17 protein-coding genes and 2 rRNA genes are annotated in these 21,905 nt (G+C 39.4%); 12 read left to right on the forward strand and 7 right to left on the reverse strand.

The window, feature by feature from the left end; translation table 11 throughout:
* Nucleotides 1–96 precede the first annotated feature (96 nt).
* The 3 genes from rrf (I6E72_RS03280) (at nucleotide 97) to glsB (ending at nucleotide 1,850) form a co-directional block, all read left to right on the forward strand.
* Nucleotides 97–211, forward strand: a 5S ribosomal RNA gene (rrf, locus tag I6E72_RS03280).
* Between the two features lie 62 nt (nucleotides 212–273).
* Nucleotides 274–388, forward strand: a 5S ribosomal RNA gene (gene rrf, locus I6E72_RS03285).
* A gap of 538 nt (nucleotides 389–926) precedes the next feature.
* Nucleotides 927–1,850 (forward strand): glutaminase B, encoded by a 924-nt coding sequence (glsB, locus tag I6E72_RS03290; protein WP_197111049.1) that lies wholly within the window; start codon nucleotides 927–929, stop codon nucleotides 1,848–1,850.
* Between the two features lie 37 nt (nucleotides 1,851–1,887).
* On the opposite strand, the gene I6E72_RS03295 is transcribed toward glsB, so the two are convergent.
* Nucleotides 1,888–3,192: an inosine/guanosine kinase gene (locus I6E72_RS03295; RefSeq protein WP_010554383.1), complete on the reverse strand. Its 1,305-nt coding sequence runs from the start codon at nucleotides 3,190–3,192 to the stop codon at nucleotides 1,888–1,890.
* A 178-nt stretch (nucleotides 3,193–3,370) separates the two neighbouring features.
* Between I6E72_RS03295 and tadA the strand changes: the two genes are divergently transcribed.
* Nucleotides 3,371–3,886 (forward strand): tRNA adenosine(34) deaminase TadA, encoded by a 516-nt coding sequence (gene tadA / locus I6E72_RS03300; RefSeq protein WP_033026952.1) that lies wholly within the window; start codon nucleotides 3,371–3,373, stop codon nucleotides 3,884–3,886.
* A 2-nt stretch (nucleotides 3,887–3,888) separates the two neighbouring features.
* Here the strand turns inward: tadA and I6E72_RS03305 are convergent, their stop codons facing one another.
* On the reverse strand, nucleotides 3,889–4,056 hold the full coding sequence (locus I6E72_RS03305) for a hypothetical protein (RefSeq protein ID WP_007584688.1): 168 nt from the start codon (nucleotides 4,054–4,056) through the stop codon (nucleotides 3,889–3,891).
* A gap of 163 nt (nucleotides 4,057–4,219) precedes the next feature.
* On the reverse strand, nucleotides 4,220–5,728 hold the full coding sequence (mltF, locus tag I6E72_RS03310) for a membrane-bound lytic murein transglycosylase MltF (protein ID WP_101217691.1): 1,509 nt from the start codon (nucleotides 5,726–5,728) through the stop codon (nucleotides 4,220–4,222).
* Nucleotides 5,729–5,939: 211 nt separating this feature from the next.
* Between mltF and purL the strand changes: the two genes are divergently transcribed.
* From purL to I6E72_RS03330, 4 genes are all read left to right on the forward strand, one after another.
* A complete protein-coding gene (gene purL / locus I6E72_RS03315) occupies nucleotides 5,940–9,830 on the forward strand; it encodes a phosphoribosylformylglycinamidine synthase (RefSeq protein ID WP_197111051.1) in 3,891 nt (1,296 codons plus the stop codon).
* A 121-nt stretch (nucleotides 9,831–9,951) separates the two neighbouring features.
* On the forward strand, nucleotides 9,952–12,402 hold the full coding sequence (locus tag I6E72_RS03320; RefSeq protein ID WP_197111053.1) for an intermembrane phospholipid transport protein YdbH family protein: 2,451 nt from the start codon (nucleotides 9,952–9,954) through the stop codon (nucleotides 12,400–12,402).
* 2 nt (nucleotides 12,403–12,404) lie between these two features.
* A complete protein-coding gene (locus tag I6E72_RS03325) occupies nucleotides 12,405–12,602 on the forward strand; it encodes a YnbE family lipoprotein (protein WP_007584699.1) in 198 nt (65 codons plus the stop codon).
* An 11-nt stretch (nucleotides 12,603–12,613) separates the two neighbouring features.
* Nucleotides 12,614–12,943 (forward strand): YdbL family protein, encoded by a 330-nt coding sequence (locus tag I6E72_RS03330; protein ID WP_007584701.1) that lies wholly within the window; start codon nucleotides 12,614–12,616, stop codon nucleotides 12,941–12,943.
* Nucleotides 12,944–13,026: 83 nt separating this feature from the next.
* Here I6E72_RS03330 and I6E72_RS03335 read toward each other — a convergent pair whose 3' ends face one another.
* Both I6E72_RS03335 and waaA read right to left on the reverse strand, forming a co-directional pair.
* The gene (locus I6E72_RS03335) at nucleotides 13,027–13,575 is read right to left on the reverse strand and encodes a DUF1415 domain-containing protein (RefSeq protein WP_024591451.1); all 549 of its coding nucleotides are present in this window, start codon (nucleotides 13,573–13,575) and stop codon (nucleotides 13,027–13,029) included.
* Complete coding sequence (gene waaA, locus I6E72_RS03340; RefSeq protein ID WP_197111055.1) at nucleotides 13,572–14,870, reverse strand: lipid IV(A) 3-deoxy-D-manno-octulosonic acid transferase; 1,299 nt, start codon at nucleotides 14,868–14,870, stop codon at nucleotides 13,572–13,574. The genes I6E72_RS03335 and waaA overlap by 4 nt, the downstream gene beginning before the upstream one ends.
* 182 nt (nucleotides 14,871–15,052) lie before the next feature.
* Here waaA and I6E72_RS03345 point away from each other — a divergent pair, with 182 nt between their 5' ends.
* Together I6E72_RS03345 and hldE are read left to right on the forward strand one after the other, a co-directional pair.
* Nucleotides 15,053–15,643, forward strand: coding sequence for an SIS domain-containing protein (locus tag I6E72_RS03345; protein ID WP_002961065.1), 591 nt, complete (start codon nucleotides 15,053–15,055; stop codon nucleotides 15,641–15,643).
* Nucleotides 15,643–17,082 carry a bifunctional D-glycero-beta-D-manno-heptose-7-phosphate kinase/D-glycero-beta-D-manno-heptose 1-phosphate adenylyltransferase HldE gene (gene hldE / locus I6E72_RS03350; protein WP_197111057.1) on the forward strand — a complete coding sequence of 480 codons (1,440 nt, stop codon included), beginning with the start codon at nucleotides 15,643–15,645 and terminating at the stop codon, nucleotides 17,080–17,082. Before I6E72_RS03345 ends, hldE begins: the two co-directional genes overlap by 1 nt.
* A 98-nt stretch (nucleotides 17,083–17,180) precedes the next feature.
* Here the strand turns inward: hldE and I6E72_RS03355 are convergent, their stop codons facing one another.
* Entirely contained in the window at nucleotides 17,181–18,686 is a 1,506-nt protein-coding gene (locus I6E72_RS03355; RefSeq protein WP_197111241.1) for a capsule assembly Wzi family protein, read from the reverse strand.
* 211 nt (nucleotides 18,687–18,897) lie between these two features.
* Here I6E72_RS03355 and I6E72_RS03360 point away from each other — a divergent pair, with 211 nt between their 5' ends.
* Both I6E72_RS03360 and I6E72_RS03365 read left to right on the forward strand, forming a co-directional pair.
* Nucleotides 18,898–19,968, forward strand: a complete 1,071-nt coding sequence (locus tag I6E72_RS03360) for a glycosyltransferase family 1 protein (RefSeq protein ID WP_165739968.1) — start codon at nucleotides 18,898–18,900, stop codon at nucleotides 19,966–19,968.
* The gene (locus I6E72_RS03365; protein ID WP_197111059.1) at nucleotides 19,968–21,053 is read left to right on the forward strand and encodes a glycosyltransferase; all 1,086 of its coding nucleotides are present in this window, start codon (nucleotides 19,968–19,970) and stop codon (nucleotides 21,051–21,053) included. The genes I6E72_RS03360 and I6E72_RS03365 overlap by 1 nt, the downstream gene beginning before the upstream one ends.
* Nucleotide 21,054: 1 nt before the next feature.
* Here I6E72_RS03365 and I6E72_RS03370 read toward each other — a convergent pair whose 3' ends face one another.
* On the reverse strand, nucleotides 21,055–21,783 hold the full coding sequence (locus tag I6E72_RS03370; protein ID WP_197111061.1) for a 3-deoxy-D-manno-octulosonic acid kinase: 729 nt from the start codon (nucleotides 21,781–21,783) through the stop codon (nucleotides 21,055–21,057).
* Nucleotides 21,784–21,905 lie beyond the last annotated feature (122 nt).

Below are 21,905 nucleotides of genomic sequence, written 5' to 3' on the forward strand. Positions count from 1 at the left end.
TAAAGTAGATATTACTGAAGAAAAACTTAAAAAATATTATCAGATATTTTCCAAATTCAGTTAGTGCGTAGCGATACGAATTAACGCCCAAATTTGCTTGGTGACAATAGCGTTTTGGACCCACCTGATCCCATGCCGAACTCAGTAGTGAAACGAAACAGCGCCGATGATAGTGTAGCATTTGCTATGTGAAAGTAGGACATTACCAGGCTTCAAATTCAGTCGAAGGACTTTAACCTTAATAATTAAAATAAGAAAATTGAAAAGAATTTTCTTGGTGACAATAGCGTTTTGGACCCACCTGATTCCATGCCGAACTCAGTAGTGAAACGAAACAGCGCCGATGATAGTGTAGCATTTGCTATGTGAAAGTAGGACATTACCAGGATTTAATTAAGAGAAACCCGTTACAGTAATGTAACGGGTTTTTTGCTTTTTGAAATTAGTAAAACTCTGCATACTAAGAGACGATACGATTAATAATAGTGTAGTATTTGCTATGTGACTCTCTACCGCTGTGGGCACTACGACATCCTACTGCGTAGCGCACCGACTTCACATTGTAGAGCGCTCGAATTTAAGATTCGGGCTTTTTATGTCTGCAGAAAAGTGAAAAACACGCAATTAACACACACTCACATCAACACCTATCACGTAGGTCGGGCGAGCGTAGCGACTCCCGACGCTAAAATCATAAAAATCTCCGCTCGACAATGAGTTCGTAGCATTTGCACTGTGACTCTCCATCGCAGTGGGCATCATGACATTACCAGGATTTAATTAAGAGAAACCAGATACAGTAATGTGACGTTTTTTTCTATTTAAATTTAGTAAAATCTCACCGTTAAATTCGACAACAAAACTAGGTGCACTTAATCGCGCGTGTTAAAATCCAATTTTTATGAATGACGATATAGAGGTCTAGATTGCCTACAGCTGATTACCAAAAGGTGCTTGATGAAATAGCACATGAAGTACGTCCTTTATTACCACAAGGGAAAGTAGCTGATTATATACCGGCGCTTGCCGAGGTTGATCCGGAACAATTTTCTATCGCTATTTATACAACTGATGGTGAAACTGTATGTGCGGGGGATTGTTCTCAACGCTTCACTATTCAATCAGTTTCTAAAGTTATGACACTTACTATGGCACTACAGCGTTATGGTGATGAACTTTGGCACAGAGTCGGAAAGGAACCCTCAGGTACAGCCTTTAACTCGCTTACACAGCTTGAGTTTGAAAAGGGGATTCCTCGTAACCCATTCATCAATGCAGGCGCAATTGTAACGTGTGATGCGTTATACAGCCGCTTATCTGCGCCAATGCATTCTATGCTCGAAACTTTCAGGTTATTAGCTGGTAATAGAGGCATAGTAATTGATAAAAAAGTCGCTAATTCAGAGTATGAGTTCAGGCACCGAAATGCTGCTATGGCACATTTAATGAAGTCGTTTGGTAATTTTGAAAACGAAGTTGATGATGTTTTGTGGGCTTACTTTAACTTTTGTTCTATTGAGCTCAACTGTATTGAATTAGCAAAAGCTTATAATTTTTTAGCTAATAAAGGTGTTGATAATCGATCGGGCAATCGTGTTTTAAGTAGTCGTCAGAATAAACAGCTTAATTCGCTTTTATTCACGAGTGGTTTATATGATGCTGCGGGTGATTTTGGTTACAGAGTGGGCATGCCAGGTAAGTCGGGAGTGTCAGGAACTATTTTAGCTGTGTTACCAAATAAGTTTACTGTAGCTGTTTATTCTCCGGGGCTTAATTCGTTTGGTAACTCCGTTGCAGGAATAGCAGCATTAGAACTGCTATCTAAAAAGCTCGATATTTCTATTTTTTAGGAAATCGATAGGGAGCAATAATTGCTCCCACCGTTATTTATTGTTCCCAATAAACTTGTTCTAAACAATCTTCACGTTCAGGTAAACCTCGAGATAAACGCGGAGAGTGCTGAACTAATACTTCATAGCTCGCTCGGTTAGCATATTTACTAATTTGCGATAGTGACGAGTAAGTAATAGCTTGTTGCTGATGTTTAGCTGAGTTTGCCACATTAAGCTTATGGTAAACATTCGCTGATAAATCATGTAGTACAGCCGCAAGTGCGCAGTCACCTGCACCATTGGTGTTTTTGATTGAATCAGGTCCCCCCATAAATGGGGCCGTATGACTATATGCTCTGATAGGTTCATCACACTCATCTTTACGCATAGCTCGTGAGAATTCGTAACGGTTAAAATCAGGTATGGCGCCTGGTAGTAACGGGTATTCGGTTTCACGCTTTAAGCTTTCGTCTACGTAGCCGGCCATAAATAAGCCTTTTTCGCCAGCGGTACAAATAACTAAGTCTACCCAATCAAGTGCTTTATCAGCAGCTAGAAGAGGATCTTCAAAACCTGTAATAGCTAAACCTTCTTCTTCGTTCATAGCAAGAATATCAACATGCTTTTCAACAAAGTTTGCCCACCAAGTAGGGTCTTGTTCAATTAAGAACTTAGTACCGAGTGTAAGCACAACTGGCACACCTGCGTCATTAGCGTATTTTACCGCTTGCATAGTGGCTTCAGTCATTGTTTCGCTACCTTGAGTACGCATAAGATAGGCACTAATCACTAACGCTGATGAATTCTCAATAAGGTCTTTATCGATAGATTCAGGACGTAAGTGATTCATTAGGCCTGCACTTATTGCAAAAGTACGCTCACCGGTTTCATCAATTAATGTAAAACAACGGCCTACAGGCCCATCAACTGGTTGAAGGTAGTTTAAGTCTACACGGCTTGAGGTATTACATAAAAAACGGTAAGCGTAGCTACCTATTTTTATATTTTCGCTCATTACGCCTAATAAAACTGAGCGATCATCTGCAAGTACAGAGTAATTGTGCATAGTGTTACCAATGGTTCCACCGGCAAACTCAAAATCAACCATATTGTTTAATTTTAAACGATCGTATAAGGCGTTTGTTGTATCGCTATCAATAACTTGCGACATCCCTCTACGTAGTTGAAATTCGTCAAGGAAAGCTTGATCAACTTTTGCCTCTATATCAACAACGATCTGATCGATACCCGTAATATAACTACGTTGTAATCGCTCTGTTGCGTTAAGTTGATTGGTAAGTGGATCTTTGGCTTCCACTGGAAAATAATGTTTATGCCTGCGGCGTCCAGGAAATTTCATTTGCTACCCGTGTTGTGAGCTAAATAAAAAAAGCGTGAGATTATAGCGTAAATCAGCACGAGTGAGCCATTACAAACGGGTAAATATTGTTTTATTTTTGCAATAAAGTAATGAATGGCGCACTTTAGAGTGCTAACTAGGTATAATTACAGCATAAAAGGCTATTTAAGTAGAAATAATGAACGAACCATTTGATGATTCCTACTGGATGGAACAAGCGCTTTTGTATGCAAAGCAAGCAGAGCTGCTTGATGAAATTCCGGTTGGAGCAATTGTAGTCAAAGATAACCAGCTAGTTTCAGTCGGGTATAACCGCTCAATAACGGATAATGACCCATCTGCCCATGCCGAAATGATTGCAGTGCGAGAAGCTGGAAAAGTCCTTAACAATTACCGCTTAATTGATTGCACCCTATACGTAACGTTAGAGCCTTGTTCTATGTGTGCGGGATTGTTAGTGCATAGCAGAATAAAGCGTTTAGTATTTGGAGCAGTCGATGCTAAAACAGGGTCTGCGGGTTCAATTATGAATTTATTACAAGAGCCTAAGTTAAATCATCAAGTTGAGGTGTGTGGTGGTGTTTTGGCACAGCAGTGCGGTGATACTATTTCGAATTTTTTTAAACGTAGAAGAGCGCAAATTAAAGCAGCTAAGAAAGCTGCTCGTGATGAACAAATAAATAAGCCTAACTAAAGCTAACTAGCGATTGGCTCTATTTCTGATTCAGCCATTTGCTGCATAGCAAACATTCGGCGACGCCAGATGATTTTTTTGTGTAGTTTTCGCAACATAACACGACGACGTGTGGCCGTTGAATAAATGACATTGCGTTTTAATCTTTGTGTGCGTCTACGTTTTAGCATGTTTTCTCCTAATGCAAGAGTGAGAAAGGCACGGGTATATCTTATAAAATAATGATATACAATTAACACACATTAGTGATCATTTGGTGACAAGTAAACAGATATTTAATTTACTTAAATTTTGCTTACTGACATACTCAATAAACGGGTACTTATATTAATCTTAGCCATTGTTTTCACTCGACTGTTCGGGTTCGATTATAGGTTGTTGTTTTTCTGTTTGAGCTTCATCTGCCTTACTTTTTACTTCACTTTTTTCGTTTAGTTTTAGCTCAGTATCAGTGCTCAACTCTGTAATTGGTTCTGGCTCAGGCTCTGCAGCAATAGCATCATTTTCATCTAGCCAAACAAGTGCATCGTAATAGCGACGAATATTATCGACATATTTAACAGCTACATCGCCTCGGGCATAACCGTAGCGAGTTTTACGGTAATAGCGCTTTTTAATTAATAGCGGTAGGCGTTTTTTTACATCAGCCCATTTGTCAGGACTTGCGCCTTGCTGTTCGGTAATTATACGTGCGTCGTTAACGTGCCCCCAACCTACATTGTATCCGGCCAAAGCAAGCCATGTGCGGTCGGGTTGCGGGATACGGTCAGGAATACGTTTAATAAGCTTGCTTAAGTATTTAGCGCCACCACGAATGTTTTGCTCTGGTTCTAACCGGTTAGTAACACCTACTTGTTTGGCTGTACTGCGAGTTAGCATCATGATGCCGCGCACACCTGTTGGTGATTTAGCGCGAGGATTCCACATAGATTCTTGATAGCTTAGTGCCGCTAATAACCGCCAGTCAAGGCTACCTGCATATTGTTCAAACCATGGCTGGTATGTTGGTAAGGTTTCTTTAATTGCTTCGATATAAGCAAGGGTATTTACATAGTTAAATTGGCGTACGTGACCAAAGTATTTTTCTTCAAGTACATAGAGCTGGTTACTTTGCTTAACGTCACCAAAAAATGGCACCAACAACGCATATAAAGAGTCGTCTTTAGATTTATTAAGTATCCATGCAATCGGGTCGTTATGGCTAACTGAAAAACCAATGCTTAAATTTGGGTGATAACGGCGAAACAGCGATAGCGTATGCGTATCAGCGAGTGTGTAATCTATCTCGCCATCAATAACTGCTTGAAGTAGTTCTTCTTCATCAAACTCTTCGCTTTCTATCCAAGTGAGATCTGGATTGTTCTTCTTCATTTTTTGTAGAGTAAGCGAGTGGCTACTTTTAGCTATAACCGTAAAGTTGCCATCTAAATCGTCAAACTCTCGAGGACGAACGCGCCCTTGTTTATAAACTAACTTTTGGCTGATTGTTCTGTAAGTTGGTCCGTAACGGTATTGCTCTGCACGGGTTTTATTATAGGTAAGTCCTGACGCTATTAAGTCTAAATCACCGCTTTCAAGGCGTTCAAACATGTCAGATAAGTTAAAGAAAGGGACTATTTCAAGCTCTACACCTAAATATTCAGCGAAGGCTTGAGATAACTCATATTCAAAGCCTTGCTCACCTTGAACGGCTTGATAATAATTACTAGCACTGGCAAGGGTACCCACACGTATTTTATTGTGTTCTTTTATTTGGGCGAGTTGAGTTGGCTGCTCTTGCATATCGCATGCACATAACAGCATAACTAAAGTAATGATTATTATTAGTTTTTCTTTCAACATTGAGTGCCCCTTAAGCTCGCCAGCCACTGTTATAGCAAAACTAAGCTATCGCGTCACTTTACGTTTTATTTTATTAACCAAAAGAGGCTATAAATAAAGCTAAAAAGTTAATTTTATGAAAAGCGTAATTTTGAGTTAAATCTGAATGCTAATTGGACTATAATGCGTGCCTAAAATATCGTTCAATCCCTAACCCCGGATGAAATTACCTATGTTGATCCTTCGTGGTGCACCAGCACTGTCAGAGTTCAGAGTTAATAAAATTTTAGCGCGTTGCCAACAATCGCAACTTCCAGTCACTAACGTATACGCCGAGTATGCTCACTTTGCCGATTTAACATCGCCGTTGAGTAGCTCCGAGCAAACCAAGCTTGAAAAACTATTAACTTACGGTCCAACTATTGCTGAGCATACCCCAGCTGGCAAACTTGTACTTGTTACACCTCGCCCAGGTACCATTTCACCTTGGGCATCTAAAGCAACCGATATTGCCCATAACTGTGGTTTAAAACAGGTTCACCGTGTTGAACGCGGTATTGCTTATTATGTTGAAGGTGACTTAAACGCAGAACAACTTGCACAAGTAATTGCGTTATTGCACGACCGTATGACCGAAGCCACGCATAGTGAGCTTGAAGATGCTGCACAACTGTTTCGCAGTGATGCACCGCGCCAAATGTCGTCTGTTGATATTTTAGGCGGCGGACGCGAAGCATTAGCAATAGCTAATGTTGAGCAAGGTTTTGCCCTTGCTGATGACGAAATAGATTACTTGGTAGAAAACTTTATAAAGTTAGGACGTAACCCTAACGACATCGAATTGTTTATGTTTGCACAAGCAAACTCAGAGCATTGTCGCCATAAAATATTTAATGCTGACTGGACAATTGATGGAAAAGAGCAGCCAAAATCGCTGTTTAAAATGATTAAAAATACGTTTGAGTTAAATCCTGAAAATGTATTGTCGGCGTATAAAGATAACGCGGCAGTAATGAAAGGCTCAAAAGCGGGTCGCTTCTTCCCAAATGCGCAAGGTGAATATGCGTATCATCAAGAAGACATTGAAATACTAATGAAAGTTGAAACTCATAACCACCCAACAGCTATTGCGCCATTCTCTGGTGCGGCTACAGGTTCTGGTGGTGAGATTCGCGATGAAGGCGCAACTGGTCGTGGCTCTAAGCCAAAAGCAGGTTTAGTTGGCTTTACTGTATCAAACTTACGTATTCCAGGTTACGAGCAACCATGGGAAAGCGATTTTGGTAAGCCGAGTCGTATTGTTAACGCGCTTGATATAATGACAGAGGGTCCACTAGGTGGCGCTGCATTTAATAATGAGTTTGGTCGTCCTAACTTATTAGGCTACTTCCGTACTTACGAAGAAAAAGTAACAAGCCATAATGGCGAAGAAGTACGTGGTTACCATAAACCAATTATGCTTGCCGGTGGTTTAGGTAATATTCGCTCTGATCATGTTCAAAAGGGCGATATTCCTGTTGGCGCTAAATTAATTGCGTTAGGTGGACCTGCAATGAACATTGGTTTAGGCGGTGGTGCTGCATCAAGCATGGCTTCAGGTCAATCAAACGAAGATTTAGATTTTGCTTCAGTACAACGCGAAAACCCAGAAATGGAACGTCGTTGCCAAGAAGTTATCGATAAATGTTGGCAGCTAGGTGATGAAAACCCAATTGCATTCATCCACGATGTAGGTGCTGGCGGTTTATCAAATGCGTTTCCTGAGCTTGTTAATGATGGCGGACGTGGTGGTAAGTTCCAATTACGTAGCATTCCTAACGATGAGCCAGGCATGGCACCACACGAAATTTGGTGTAATGAATCACAAGAACGTTATGTACTCGCTGTTGGCGTAGAGGACTTTGATCGCTTTGAAGCAATTTGTAAGCGTGAACGTGCCCAGTACGCTGTTATTGGTGAAGCAACAGCTGAACCTCACTTAACAGTGTCAGACAGCCATTTTGAAAATAACCCTGTTGATTTACCGCTGGACGTATTATTAGGTAAAGCACCTAAAATGCACCGCGATGTAACGTCAAAGCAAGTTGTTGGTAAAGCGCTTGATACTACATTAATAAATGCAGCAGATGCAGCGCAGCGCTTAATGCGTTTACCAGCCATTGCAGAAAAAACATTCCTAATAACAATCGGCGATCGCTCAGTTACGGGTTTAGTAGCGCGCGATCAAATGGTCGGTCCTTGGCAAGTACCTGTTGCTAACTGTGCAGTAACTGCGGCAACGTATGATACTTACCACGGTGAAGCTATGTCACTTGGTGAGCGTACTCCTGCAGCATTACTTAATTACGGTGCATCTGCTCGTTTAGCGGTAGCTGAGTCGTTAACTAATATTGCCTGTGCAAACATCGGTAGCCTTGAAAACATTAAGTTATCGGCAAACTGGATGGCAGCAGCGGGTCACCCAGGTGAAGATGCTGGTTTATATGAAGCTGTTAAAGCTGTAGGGGAAGAGCTTTGTCCTGCGCTTGGTTTAACGATTCCAGTGGGGAAAGATTCTATGTCAATGAAAACGACATGGAAAGATGAAGGTGACTCACAAGAGAAGTCAGTAACATCGCCGCTTTCACTGGTTATAACTGCGTTTGGTCGTGTTGACGACGTACGTAAAACAGTCACTCCACAACTGCGCACAGATAAAGGCGATACATCGCTTATATTAGTTGATTTAGGTGCGGGTAAAAACCGCATGGGCGCATCAAGCCTTGCGCAAGTTTATAAGCAATTGGGTGATGTAACACCTGATGTTGATAGCCCTGAGTTATTAAAAGGCTTTTATAACGCAATGCAAGCGCTTGTGGCTGATAGTAAGTTACTTGCTTATCATGACCGCTCAGACGGTGGTTTATTTACCACGGTTGCTGAAATGGCGTTTACGGGTCATACCGGTGTAACGGTTGATTTAGCTGGTTTAACAGGTTCAGACATTGAAGCGCTTTATAACGAAGAGCTAGGTGCCGTAATCCAAGTAGCAAATGCTGATTTAGATGCAGTAAATGCGGTGTTTGAACAACATGGTATAGCAGCAATTAGCCACAACATTGGCACGCTTAACAGTGACGATACGATTATATTTAACCGTGGCGAAAATACGGTACTTAATCATACGCGTACTGAGCTTCGTACTATTTGGGCTGAAACAACGTATCAAATGCAAGCACGCCGTGATAACCCTGAATGTGCTAAGCAAGAGTTTGATGCTAAATTTGATGCAAAAGATCCAGGCTTAAACGTAAAACTAAACTTTGATTTAAACGAAGATATAGCGGCGCCATACATTGCAACCGGTGCTAAACCGCAAATGGCTATTTTACGTGAGCAGGGTGTTAACTCTCATTTAGAAATGGCGGCAGCGTTTAATCGCGCAGGTTTTGCAGCAGTTGATGTACACATGAGCGACATTTTAGAAGGTCGTTTAACACTAGAACAATTTAAAGGTTTAGTGGCCTGTGGTGGTTTCTCATACGGTGACGTACTTGGTGCGGGTGAAGGTTGGGCTAAGTCTATTTTGTTTAACGACATGGCACGCGATCAGTTCCAGAACTTCTTCCACCGTGAAGATACCTTTAGTTTAGGTGTATGTAACGGTTGCCAAATGTTATCAACGTTAAAAGAGTTGATCCCTGGCACAGAACATTGGCCGCGCTTTGTAACTAATAAATCAGAGCGTTTTGAAGCACGCTTTAGTTTAGTAGAAATACAAGAGAATCCGTCTGTGTTCTTTAACGGAATGGCTGGATCGCGTATGCCTATAGCGGTTTCTCATGGTGAAGGTCATGCTGAGTTTGCAAACGATGCAGCCACTAAAGCGGCGCTTAATAGCGGCACTGTAGCGGTTAAGTTTGTAGATAACTACGGTAACCCTACAACGCAGTACCCAGCTAACCCTAATGGATCTCCAGAAGGTATTACAGGTATTACGTCAACTGATGGTCGCGCCACTGTAATGATGCCGCATCCAGAACGTGTATTCAGAAGCGTTGCCAACTCTTGGCATCCTGATGAGTGGATCGAGGATAGCCCGTGGATGCGTATGTTCCGTAACGCACGTAAAAATGTAGGTTAATTACATTTGCGTTTATACAAGTTAGATTCATAATCTTACTGTAAAATAAAAAAGGCTGCATTGTGCAGCCTTTTTTGATTAGTATAGTTTTAGCTAAAAGCACAAAGCATTTAAGGATAGTATGTTTAAGCGAGTTGGTTTAATTGTTGGCGTTTTATTGCTAAGTACCTTGCTGCTTAGTTATGTGTTTCGCTTGCCGTTATTACAGTGGGCTATAGCGCCTGAGCTTAAAAAAGCAGGCATTACGTTAAGTTGTCTCGATTTTTCAATTACGTCTGAACTAAATATTCATGCTGATAAAGTGTGTGTAAATTACCAAAATCAACAGTTACAACTCACTGGTATTACTGCAAATACAAAGCGTATAGATATTAAAAATGCAGTGCTAGCAGTTAATTCACTCCCTAAAAGTGATAATGCTAATCAACTTGCTAAAAATCTCGATTTAGCACTTCCCTTAAATCGCCCATTAATCAGCATTAAACAGCTTGTAGTAAAAAGTGACGAGCTCAATAAGTCACTTAAAATAAGTATATTAGAACCCGAGCTAAATAAATTTAATGTTACGGGTGATATAAACGCGAGTGCAATTTTGACTGCTGATAAAGTAAGTGGTCAGTTTGAAATTAATGACACACTTTTAAAGCAGGTTATAAACACTAAAAATACATTAATCGCAGATTTTAACTTTAATACTCAGCAAGCGTTTAGCTTTGATGGTATAGAACTTGAGTTAAATGGTGATATTAGTTCCCAGCTTGCTCACACTTATGAGCAGTGCAAAGTTAACGTATTAACCACTGGTAAATTGACGACTCATTTTAATTTAAATAGCCAAGCGTTAATGTTTAATACCGATTTGCTTAATAACAAAATTAATTTAACACCAAGCTGTATTGAGTTAATACCACCGAGTGAATATGCAGGCTTTATTAGCAAACAAGTTCCTTTAAATTGGCAACTTAAACTCCCTCAATCAATTAGCTTAGAGGCTAGTGAGCTCAGTGTACCTGTAATTAATTTGATGAGTGAAGGCGATAAGCAATTTGATTTTTTAATAACAGATACAACACTAAATATTACATCTCCACTTGAGTACTTACAGACAAATTTATCAGCTCAAATAAATACACCCGATATAAATAATATTAGCGTTAATGCTCAGATATCTAGCGCTGCAATTAAAGGCGATTACGCCGTTATGCTTGAAGGCTTGCCTGAGTTTGCACCTGCAACAGCGAATGGGCTTAGCCTTAGTGGTCACTTTAATATAAGTGAGTTTATAGACTCAAAACCAATTGGGCTTATAAATGCTAAATTAACGCTTAATAGTGTAGATGCGTTTGATATAAGTGCAGTGCAATACCAAGGTGATTTAACAGCAAAAATGGATAAACAGTTAAACGCAGAGGTAGCGTTAACTCAGCAGTTAAAAAGCGCAGAATATAAAGAATTTAAAGTCACAGATATAAGTAACACATTAACAGCAAATGCTAATTTAGGCGTAGGTGAGTTATTTGCTGATCTAACTGCAAAAACGAATATAAAGGCTGCTAATAGCCCCGACATAAAACTTAATAATATAAAAGTAGAGTCTACAGGCTTGCAAAGCCGTGCACTAAAAGCCACGCATCACGCATTTATAAACGATGTTGAGTTAGTTGTAAATCATCATATGTCGTCGCAAGCTCATCCGTTTGAAGTCATTATTCCTGAACAAAGTACGCTGCTGTTAAATGAGCTTATTAGGCAATTTGAGCCACTTGCACAACTAACAGAGGGCGAATTTAATGGCTATATTAGTGGCGATATAAACTTACAAAATGCACTGTTCAATATGGGGATTAGTCATACAAGTGCACTGTATAACGATTACCTTGCGAGTGATTTAAACAGTGTATTTAGCGGGGAATATAATTCAGGTAAGCTTAATGTAAAACCAACTACCTTTAATTTAAATGAGTTTAGAGCGGGTGCCGTAGTTAAAGCGATTAAAGGGCAATGGCAAGTGAGTAGTAATACCGCGCTTATAAATGATGTAAAAGGAAGTGTGTTTGGCGGCGAGTTTTCGTTAGATACCTACACAATAGGGAAGCCAAACCAAGTTGCCAATGTTAAGTTTGAAAATATTGATGCAAGTAAACTCGTTACACTCGACGATAAGTCGGGCATTGTATTAACGGGACGCTTGGCGGGGTCTTTACCTGTCCATTTTGATAGTGGAAAAATTGAAATAATTGACGGTAGTTTATTTAGCCAAGGAACAGGTAATTTAAAAATCACCAATAATGCCGCGTTTGATTCAGTAATGCAGCAACAGCAAGAGTTGCAACCTGTATTAGGGCTATTAACTAATTTAGATATTCAAAAACTTAATAGCAGTGTGGCATTAAAAAACGATGGCTGGTTAAAGCTTGGGGTTAATTTACAAGGCTATAATAAAGCAGAGCAGCAGCAAGTTAACTTTAATTATAACCACGAAGAAAACGTATTTACACTTTTACGCGCACTGCGTTTAAGTGACGAAATTACACAAAAAGTTGAGCAACAATACTCACAAAAAGGAAACTAATAATGAGACAGTCGTTATTGATAAAAGTACTGCTCGCGCTAGGTGCTATTAGTGCACTAAGTGCCTGCACGCACCGAGTTGAGGTGTCTGCTAAAGAGCCCATTACTATTAATTTAAATGTGAAGGTCGATCACGAAATTCGCGTAAAAGTAGATAAAGAACTCGACAGTTTGTTTAGTGACGACAGTGAGTTATTTTAAGGAGCTAAAACATGAATACGAAGAAAAAATTAAATATTATTACGTTAGTTAGTGCAGTATGTATGTCGTTCTCTGCGTGGGCTATTAGCCTTGATGACGCTAAAAACCAAGGTTTTGTAGGTGAAGATAGCTCTGGTTATTTAGGGCTCGTTGTACAAAACGCAGAAGCAAAAGCAGTTGTTGATGACATAAATGCAAAGCGTAAAGCGCAGTACTTAAAGCTGGCTAAAAAGAATAACTTGTCACTTTCACAAGTAGAAGCACTTGCTGCCGCTAAAACAATTGAAAAAACCCAAAGTGGTCATTACGTTGAAGTAAATGGTAACTGGGTTAAAAAATAAGCGTTAGTTATTGCCTTGTTTTGTAAAAAGTTTTGCACAAAGTTTTGTACAAAGTTTTTACAAACCAAAATAAAACCGAGCATTTAAGCGCTCGGTTTTTTACAGCCTTCGAGTAACTGCTGCCAAAAATCAATACCCTTACGCCTTGCTAGGTTTATATTATGCTCTGGAATAGATTCAGGCTCGTTATAACTATCAAGTGCTTCGCTCATACTTGCTTCGCGAATTAAATGCAAAGTAGGAAAGGGCGCTCTATTTGTGTAATTTGCGGCATCAGTTTCATCGCTGTCGGCAAATACGTAATCAGGATGAAAGTTAGCAATTTGATACTTCCCTTCAAACCCCTGCGCGACTAAAAGTGCATTAGCTAAATCGACCAAGTCTAAAAAGTCTTCAAAATCACTAAAGCCGTTGTCAAACATGATAAGGGTTGTTTCGCGCTCTGGTTCGCGGTCAAGCTCAACACATTGCTCAAGCATATCCATTACAGCATCATCCATAGTTGCTGCAGGGCTTACTATGTAATGAATACAGTTGTTTTCTACTTCTTTTCGAGCAAATGGGCAAAAGTTATATTTAACAATAACAGATGACACCCATTCACGGGTTTGGCTTATAGCTATGTTGGTCACGGTTTTGGCTCTAAATATTGATTAATAATGGTAAGTGTTTTTTGTATAGCACCTTGGTTTTTAGTTACGCATTGCGCAGCTTTAATACCTAAGGTTTGGCACGCTTTTGTGTTTTGGCTAAACGTTATGAGCTGCTTTGCTAGTTCGTCATTGCTATCAACCACTACAGTGCCTTTAAGTTTTATTAGCTCGGGATAAACATGATCAAAATTGTATGTGTGTGGACCTGTTATTAAACCTACCGAAAACGCGGCTGATTCCAGTGGGTTATGCCCACCTCTGCGTATTAAGCTGCCACCAATAAAGCTCACATTTGCAGAGCCATATAAACACTGTAATTCACCAAGCGTATCAGCAAGGAGTACTTGTTCATTGTTGTAGTTATTTTGGCTACGACGGCTAAAACTAAGTGGGCTTTGTGTTAAAAGCTCAGCTACTTTATCAAATTGCTCTGGATGGCGCGGGGCAATTATAAGTAATGCATTAGGTTGCTTTTTTAGTAACTGTTGGTGAGCTGCCAATACTAATTCATGTTCTACAGGATGTGTTGAGCCTGCCACCCATACAAAGCGTTCATCGTTATTGTCTTCATTACTGTTATAAAGCTGTTTAAGGTTGAGTGCTTCAGCTAATTGCTCGTCACTTGGTGTTATATCAAATTTTATAGAGCCTGTTACATGGCTTTTTGAAGTTTCGAGACCAAGCTCTATAAAACGCTCCGCATCTGCCTTGTTATGACTCGCAAGTACTGTAATTGAGCGCATAATAATATGCGTTAATTTAGCGACCTTTTGATAGCCTTGCTGCGACTTTTCAGAGAGTCTTGCATTGATAACAAGTACCGGTATATTTTTTTTGTGACTTATCGCCATTAAATTTGGCCATAGCTCTGTTTCTAAAATACATAATGCTTGTGGCTTTATACGCTTTAAAAATCGGGCTGTCGCAAACGGAAAATCGATTGGTAAGTAGCTACACGCCACAGTATTTTTAAACTGGCTAAGTATTTGCTCTCTGCCTGTTGGAGTATTACAGGTTATAAGTATATTTAAATTTGGATGCGCTTTTTGAAGAGCTTTAATAAGCGGCGTTGCGGCTAGTACCTCACCAACAGAAGCACAATGAAAAACTAAAGGTTTGGTTTTAGTCGTAAATAAAGACTTACTGACAAACCCAAAGCGCTCTTTAAAGTGTGCACGATAACCTTGGTTTTTTTTACCTCGTAAAATATAGAGATAAAATACAATCAGTGGGCTAATAAAAATCAATGCTAGAGAGTAAAAAATGCGTGCCATACTGATCTTTCTTAAAGGGAAGTGGCGTTAGTTTACCGTGAAATAGCCGTTTTCTAAACATACTCGCAATAAAATATGGTCTGGGTTCAGTTATAACCCGATAAAATGCACACAATTAAATAAAATTATGGAATAATGGATTTAATTTTTCCCTGCTATTTCAGTTCCTAGAGGAATTTTTCATGTCAATTATCGATTCAGTGGCAACTAGCTACGTTGAAACATTAAACCGTCATCAAGCATTATTTGAAACGATGGAAGCTTATCATCAAGAATCTATGCAACTGTTAGAAGCATGCCACAGTGCATTACAAGCTGGTGGCAAGATTGTTTGGTTTGGTAACGGCGGTAGTGCAGCCGATGCGCAGCATTTAGCAGCAGAATTTGTAGTGCGTTACAAATTAGAACGTGGTCCGCTTGCCTCTATGGCATTGACTACAGATACATCAATTTTAACAGCTCACAGCAACGACTATCACTTTGATACGGTGTTTGAACGCCAAGTTCAAGCGCTATGTAAACCAGAAGATTTAGTTATAGGTTTAACCACATCAGGTACTAGTAATAATATTAACTTAGCATTAGAAGCTGCAAATAAACTAGGCGCTTTTACAGTGGCATTAACTGGGCGTGATGGCGGTAAAGTAAAAGACATTGCTAAGTTACCTATCATTATAAAAAATGACGAAACAGCACGTATTCAAGAAGCTCACATGTTTATAGGTCACTGGTTATGTGAAGCCATGGATATGGTTGTTGCGGAGCAACAGTAATGGATTTATCGTTATTAAAAAACTTATCAGCGGCACGAATATTAGTTGTTGGCGACGTAATGCTAGACCGTTATTGGTATGGCGATACAGGTCGAATTTCGCCTGAAGCGCCAGTACCTGTTGTTAAAGTAAGTAAATTTGAAGACAAAGCGGGCGGCGCAGCTAACGTTGCAAAAAATATAGCGCGGTTAGATGCAAAAGTTGGCTTACTGGGTTTAATTGGTGAAGACGAAAGCGGGCAGATTTTAGAGACTATTCTAAAAGGTGAAAAAATAAGTTCACAATTAGTCAGTGTATGTGATTTACCGACTATTTCAAAAATGCGTGTTATTAGCCGCCACCAACAACTGGTTCGTCTTGATTTAGAAGAAACATTTACCGAGCAACACAGCCAACTTTTATTAAACCGTTTAGAGCTTGTACTTGATGAATACGATTTTATTGTGTTCTCTGATTACAGCAAAGGATCTTTAAGCTTAATTAAAGAAATGGTAAGCCTTGCTAAGGGCGCAGGGAAAACGGTTTTAATCGACCCTAAATCGCCAGACTTACACTTGTACGAAGGTGCTGATTACATTACGCCTAATTTACATGAGTTTAAGTTAGCGGGTGGTCAAACCGATTCAGAAGAAGCTTTAGCCGCAAGTGCGCGTGATTTAATTAGCAGAAATGGCATTAAAGCTATGTTGCTTACGCGTTCTGAGCAAGGTATGTCGCTTATTAGTGCAGATGAAAAATTTGATTTTGCAGCGCAAGAGCTTGAAGTAAGCGATGTAACCGGGGCCGGTGATACGGTTATAGCTACATTAGCTGTTATGCTTGGCGCGGGCATGGAACCTAAAGATGCTGTCGAAATTGCTAACTTAGCGGCAGGTATAGCGGTTAGTAAATTTGGTGCAGCTACAGTTTCGCCAGAAGAGTTAAGTCGTAAGCTTGGTCAGTATTTACATACTACTGGTGAGCATTACCAAACACCATTTGATGATGTCCTTCAACATATTGAGTTTGCAAAACAAAACGGCGAAACCATTGTATTTACTAATGGCTGCTTTGATATTTTACATGCTGGGCATGTGCGTTATTTAGCACAAGCTAAAGCACGAGGCGATAGACTCGTTGTTGGATTAAATAATGATGAATCAATTACGCGTTTAAAAGGGGCAGAACGTCCTATTAACCCACTAGATGAGCGTGCAATGGTACTTAGCGCACTTTCATCAGTTGATTGGGTTATTCCGTTTGGTAGCTTAGATGAAAACGATACTCCCGCTAAATTAATCGAGCAGATAAGCCCTGATATTTTAGTTAAGGGTGGCGACTACACCGTAGAGCAAATAGCGGGTGCTGAGCATGTACTTCGCCATGGCGGAAAAGTTGAAGTGCTTGAATTTTTAGATGGATGCTCAACATCAAAAGTAATTAGTAAAATTAAACAGTAATTACTGATTTAGTTTGCTAAAAAATACAAAAAAGGGATGAAAACACTGTTTTCATCCCTTTCTTACTTTTAATACGTTACTTTATTAAAAGTAACGTATTAAAAGTTATATTCGTACTTAGCAAACGCAGAAGTATCGTTTTCAGCACCGTCGTTGTTAGACGCAAAAGCACCTAAAGTGACGCGTCCTCCCATAGAAAGCATTCTGTAACGAAGTTCTAATTGCTTAGAGTTGTACGCTGTTTTAGTTATGCTGTTACCTAAATTTGGATTGCTAGGGTACCAATCGCTATTGTCACTATTGTAATCAACACTGCGTAATTTCAACTGCCAATCATCACCATTAGAAAGCTGACCAAGTAGTGTTAGGACAACTGATTGCGCATCATTATCATACGTCGAACCAATAGTGCGTCCATGGTAGCGATAGCCAGATTTGTAATCAGTATGTTCATAATAGCAATTTTCATCGACTAACCCTGTTGTGCATGAAACACCTGTATCGACATGCTCTAAATTTATTAATATGTTTTGGTCATAAATTCTTTGTGTAGTTTGTAAGCCAAATAAATATGCTCTACTTGATGGTTTAAATTTTGAACTAGCATCTTCGCCTATAGTACTGGCGTATATAGCGTATGGATGATTGAATAACGTATCTGACCACCGAATATCAATTCCTGCTAATTGGTTACCAATTTTAGATTCGAATTGATTATCGCAGTTTTCGCTACCATCAACACATGAAGCCTTCCCTGTAACTACATCAATAAAATCACCCGCAGAGCCCGGTTGTCCGTCACCTGCCCATTGTGCAGACCAGCTAAGTGCAATTTCTAACTGTTGAATAGGGCGAAAATTAACACGAGTACTCCACAGTAAAGCATCAGGTATAACACGCGTAGACTCAAGTTTAGCCATTTGTGCAGTAAAGCTCCATTGACCAATCCAGCTCAGCCATGGTGTATCGAAAGCAGTACTTTTTTCTCTGGTAACACTTAGTGCAGGTAAAGGTTTCGCATTACCTGACATAATTAAGCTGTTATCAACACCAGGTCCCCAAAATTGTTCAACAGCACCGGCTCTAAAAATCCAGTTACCTAAACGGTAAGCTAAGTAACTATTATCAAGTGAGGTATCGTTACAATCGGTTAAAGCTTGCTCGTTGGTAACTATATCGTCAGTCGTTTTTCCATCAACTAAACATTTTTTACCGTCTTTTCTATAATTTATAGCTACTTTAGCTGCAAAGTTATCGCCTAAATAAGCGTAAGCTGCAGAAAGCTCTGTTTCTTGAGTATTTGTTGCACCAAAGCTTGTTGCTATGATTGGATCTGTGGCTGCAAAAGCTGATAATTGAAGACTATGTGAGCTACTATTTTCCGATTTATATCGATGTTTAACGCGAAGTAAAGCATCTTGTAAGCTTGGAGATAATTGCTCCAGCGGCATGCTTTCCACATCGCTTATAAAACTTTTCCACATAAGCGGATAGGTAGTTACAGGAGCTAAAATAACACCGGCATCAGCTAATTGTTGAATATCAGCTCTTAGACCATAATCATCGGGTTTTACCCATGGCTCAGCATTAACTGATGCGCTCATAGCGCAAAAAAGAGTAGAAAGTAGAAAAATTCTGTTTCGCAAAGTTCAGATCCTTGTGATTAAGATTGCGGCTAAGTTTATCAATCTAAGTCTGCTATTGCAGTAAATAATCAAATTTATAGAGTTAATTTAATATATTAAAATGTAACCTGTCTATCGTAATAAGTATCTGATTGATATACTGGAGCTCAAATAGGACATTGAGAATGCAATGAGCAACAAACGACTTTTATTTATTCCAGTATCATCACCAGAAGGCATTGGTGAATATATGCGCTCGTTGTTGTTGGCTCAAAGTTTAAAGGCAGAACTTGCAGATTCTCTCGATATTCACTTTATATTAAATAAGCATACAAGCTACGCAAAAGATTGTCCTTTTGAAGCCACACTACTCGAACACTCAGCGACTAAAGAGCTTGATTTTGTTTGCGACTTTATAGAGCAATTTAAACCTGATGTCGTTGTTTTTGATTGTGCAGGACGTGCAGGGCATATGAAGGCGGCTAAAAAGGTAGGCGCTAAAGTTATATTCATTTCTCAGCATGCAAAAAAACGTGCTAAAGGCTTAAAACTTAACAGAATTAATTTAATTGATACACATTGGGTAGTTCAACCTGATTATTGTATTGAGCCACTTACATGGGCTGAAAGTACGAAGTTAGACATGTTTCCCTTGGCACATCCTCGAAATGTAGGTCCTTTTGTTACATTTGCCTCTTGCGCGCAAAAACGTGATGTTTTAAATCGCTATAACTTAGTATCGGAAGGCTATTTTATTGTAAATGCTGGCTCAGGCGGACATGTATTAAATAACCTTAATTGCGCTGATGTTTACTTTAAAGCCGCGCTTAAAATTACTAAGCACACTGGTTTAAAAGCAGTTGTTGTGTTTGGTCCCAATTATAAGAAAGCCATTCCTGAAAGTGATGAGGTTACTTGTTTAGCAAGTTTGCAGAGTACTGATTTTTTGGCATTAATGAGCCAAGCTAAAATCGCATTACTTAGCGGTGGAGATACTTTACTGCAAGCAATTGCAGTTCAAACCCCCGTTGTGGCATGTGCTATCTCAAAAGATCAAAATACACGTTTGGATCATTGTGTTAATGCAGGTGTTGTCATAAAAGCAAATCTTGATATTGATGAAATCACTACGAAAATAGCTCAGGTTATTAGCGAGCCTTTCTATAATGAATTCGTTGCTAAATATAGCCAACTTGATAATACACATAGCTTCGATGTGATCACTAATGGCATAAAAAATATGCTTATAGGGGATCGCTAATGAATATAGTGATTGTAATTGATTCCCTAGTGGGTGGTGGTGCTGAAAAAGTAATGCTTACCCTTGCTGAGGAAATGGCCAAGTTAAAGCACCGAATTACTATTTTGTCTCTTGCTAACTCTATTGAATATAATATACCTGAAGTACTTAGCGTGGAGAGTTTATTCGCACATAGGGCATCAAAAGTAGATCGATTTTGGCAGCGTAAAAATAGCATTTTAACACTACAAACTTGGTTTGAAAAAAAACAAAGCGAGCTGGGCAATATTGATTTAGTGCTTTCTAATCTTGATAGAAGTAATAACTTGCTCGCGCGTAGTAATATCAAAAATGTTCATTTTGTTATTCACAACTCAGTTAATGCAGAACTTGCACGTCAAAAAAAGTTAGGTCCATTTTCATACTTATATCTTAAAAAAAGTAAGCAAAATTTAAATGGTAAATCACTTATTTGCGTATCAAAGGGTGTTGAAAAAGAAATAATACAAGGGGATTTAATTAACCCAAGTGCAATTGCGACTATTTACAACCCGTTCGATTTTGAAAAAATAAGACAGCAAGCAAATGAACAAAATAACAATATCCCAAATGAGCCCTACTTAATTCATGTAGGAAGACTCGCCAAACAAAAACGCCACGATATATTATTTGCAGCATTTGCAAAGCTTGATAAAAAATACAAGTTAGTACTTTTATGTAATAAACCGGCTAAAGCGTTAAAGCTTGCACAGGAATACGGCATAGAAAAACAGTTAGTAGTGCCTGGATTTCAACAAAACCCGTACAACTGGATTAAGCATGCCAAAGCTTTAGTGTTGAGTTCTGATTTTGAAGGACTTCCAACGGTATTAATTGAGGCTTTAGCGGTGGGTACTCCGGTAGTCAGCACTAATTGTACATTTGGACCAAGCGAGATATTAACAGGCGAGCTAAGTAAATATTTAGTACCCGTTCAGCAAAGTGAGGCATTAGCCAATGCCGTTAAGCAGGTGCTAGCAGATAAGCCAAATGTAGAAAACGCAGATATTCTAAAACAAGTACAGGCAGAGCAGGTTGCTCTGCAGTATTTAGCATTGGCTAACTAAGTTAACTTATATTAGCGAGTGCTTTGAGATAGTTGCTATGCAGAGTTTGCCAGTCAGTCGCTTGCCAATTAAATGTCTCGTTTCGACCCTGTTCTTTTAAAAACGAGCGCTCAAGACGTGCCATATTACTTTGTTGCCATTGTGGGTTAGGCGCTCTTATTTCACCTCTATCAAAGTCGATAATATAAACATCACCAGTATCACTAAACAAAATATTATTAATGTTTAAATCGGCGTGATAAACACCTTTTGAATGAAATAGCGCGATTGTTTTAGCTATGCGCTCCAACTCATCTTCGGTCAATGGGCGTTCAATTAATATATCGAGTACACTTTTAGCGCTTTTAACAGCCTCTGTAATAATATCACCACGATAAATTAATCCGCTACGCGTTACTTTAGCTGCAATAGGGGTTGGTACGTTTAAACCAAGCTCTATAAGCTTACTCATTAAGCTAAACTCTTTATACACACGGGTTTGTTCAAGCCCAGTATATAAATACTGATCGCTTAGCAATTTACCCACTAAGCCACCGCGCCAATAATGCCTAAGTACGGCTGTTAATCCGTCTTGTTTAAAAAACCACGCAGTTGCTCGGCCCTTTTTGGCGCCCACAATTTTATTTTGTTGTTGCCAATAATTTGCATCAAACCAATCGAGGGTAATTTGGCTTGTGTATTTAGGGTGGCTTAATACAGTGTGACTGCCTCGTACGTGTTGTTTAAACATAGCTCTGTGTAATTGCTAAATAATGTGCCTATATTAGCGTGTTTTAAAGCTGAGGATAAGTGCTTGCAATAGCGTGATTATAATTTAAGATCGGCTTTTGTATTTATTACCTAAGGGAATGT

Origin of the sequence: Pseudoalteromonas sp. NSLLW24 (genome assembly GCF_015864725.1) — a bacterium.
In the GTDB taxonomy this organism is placed as follows: Bacteria; Pseudomonadota; Gammaproteobacteria; order Enterobacterales; family Alteromonadaceae; genus Pseudoalteromonas; species Pseudoalteromonas arctica.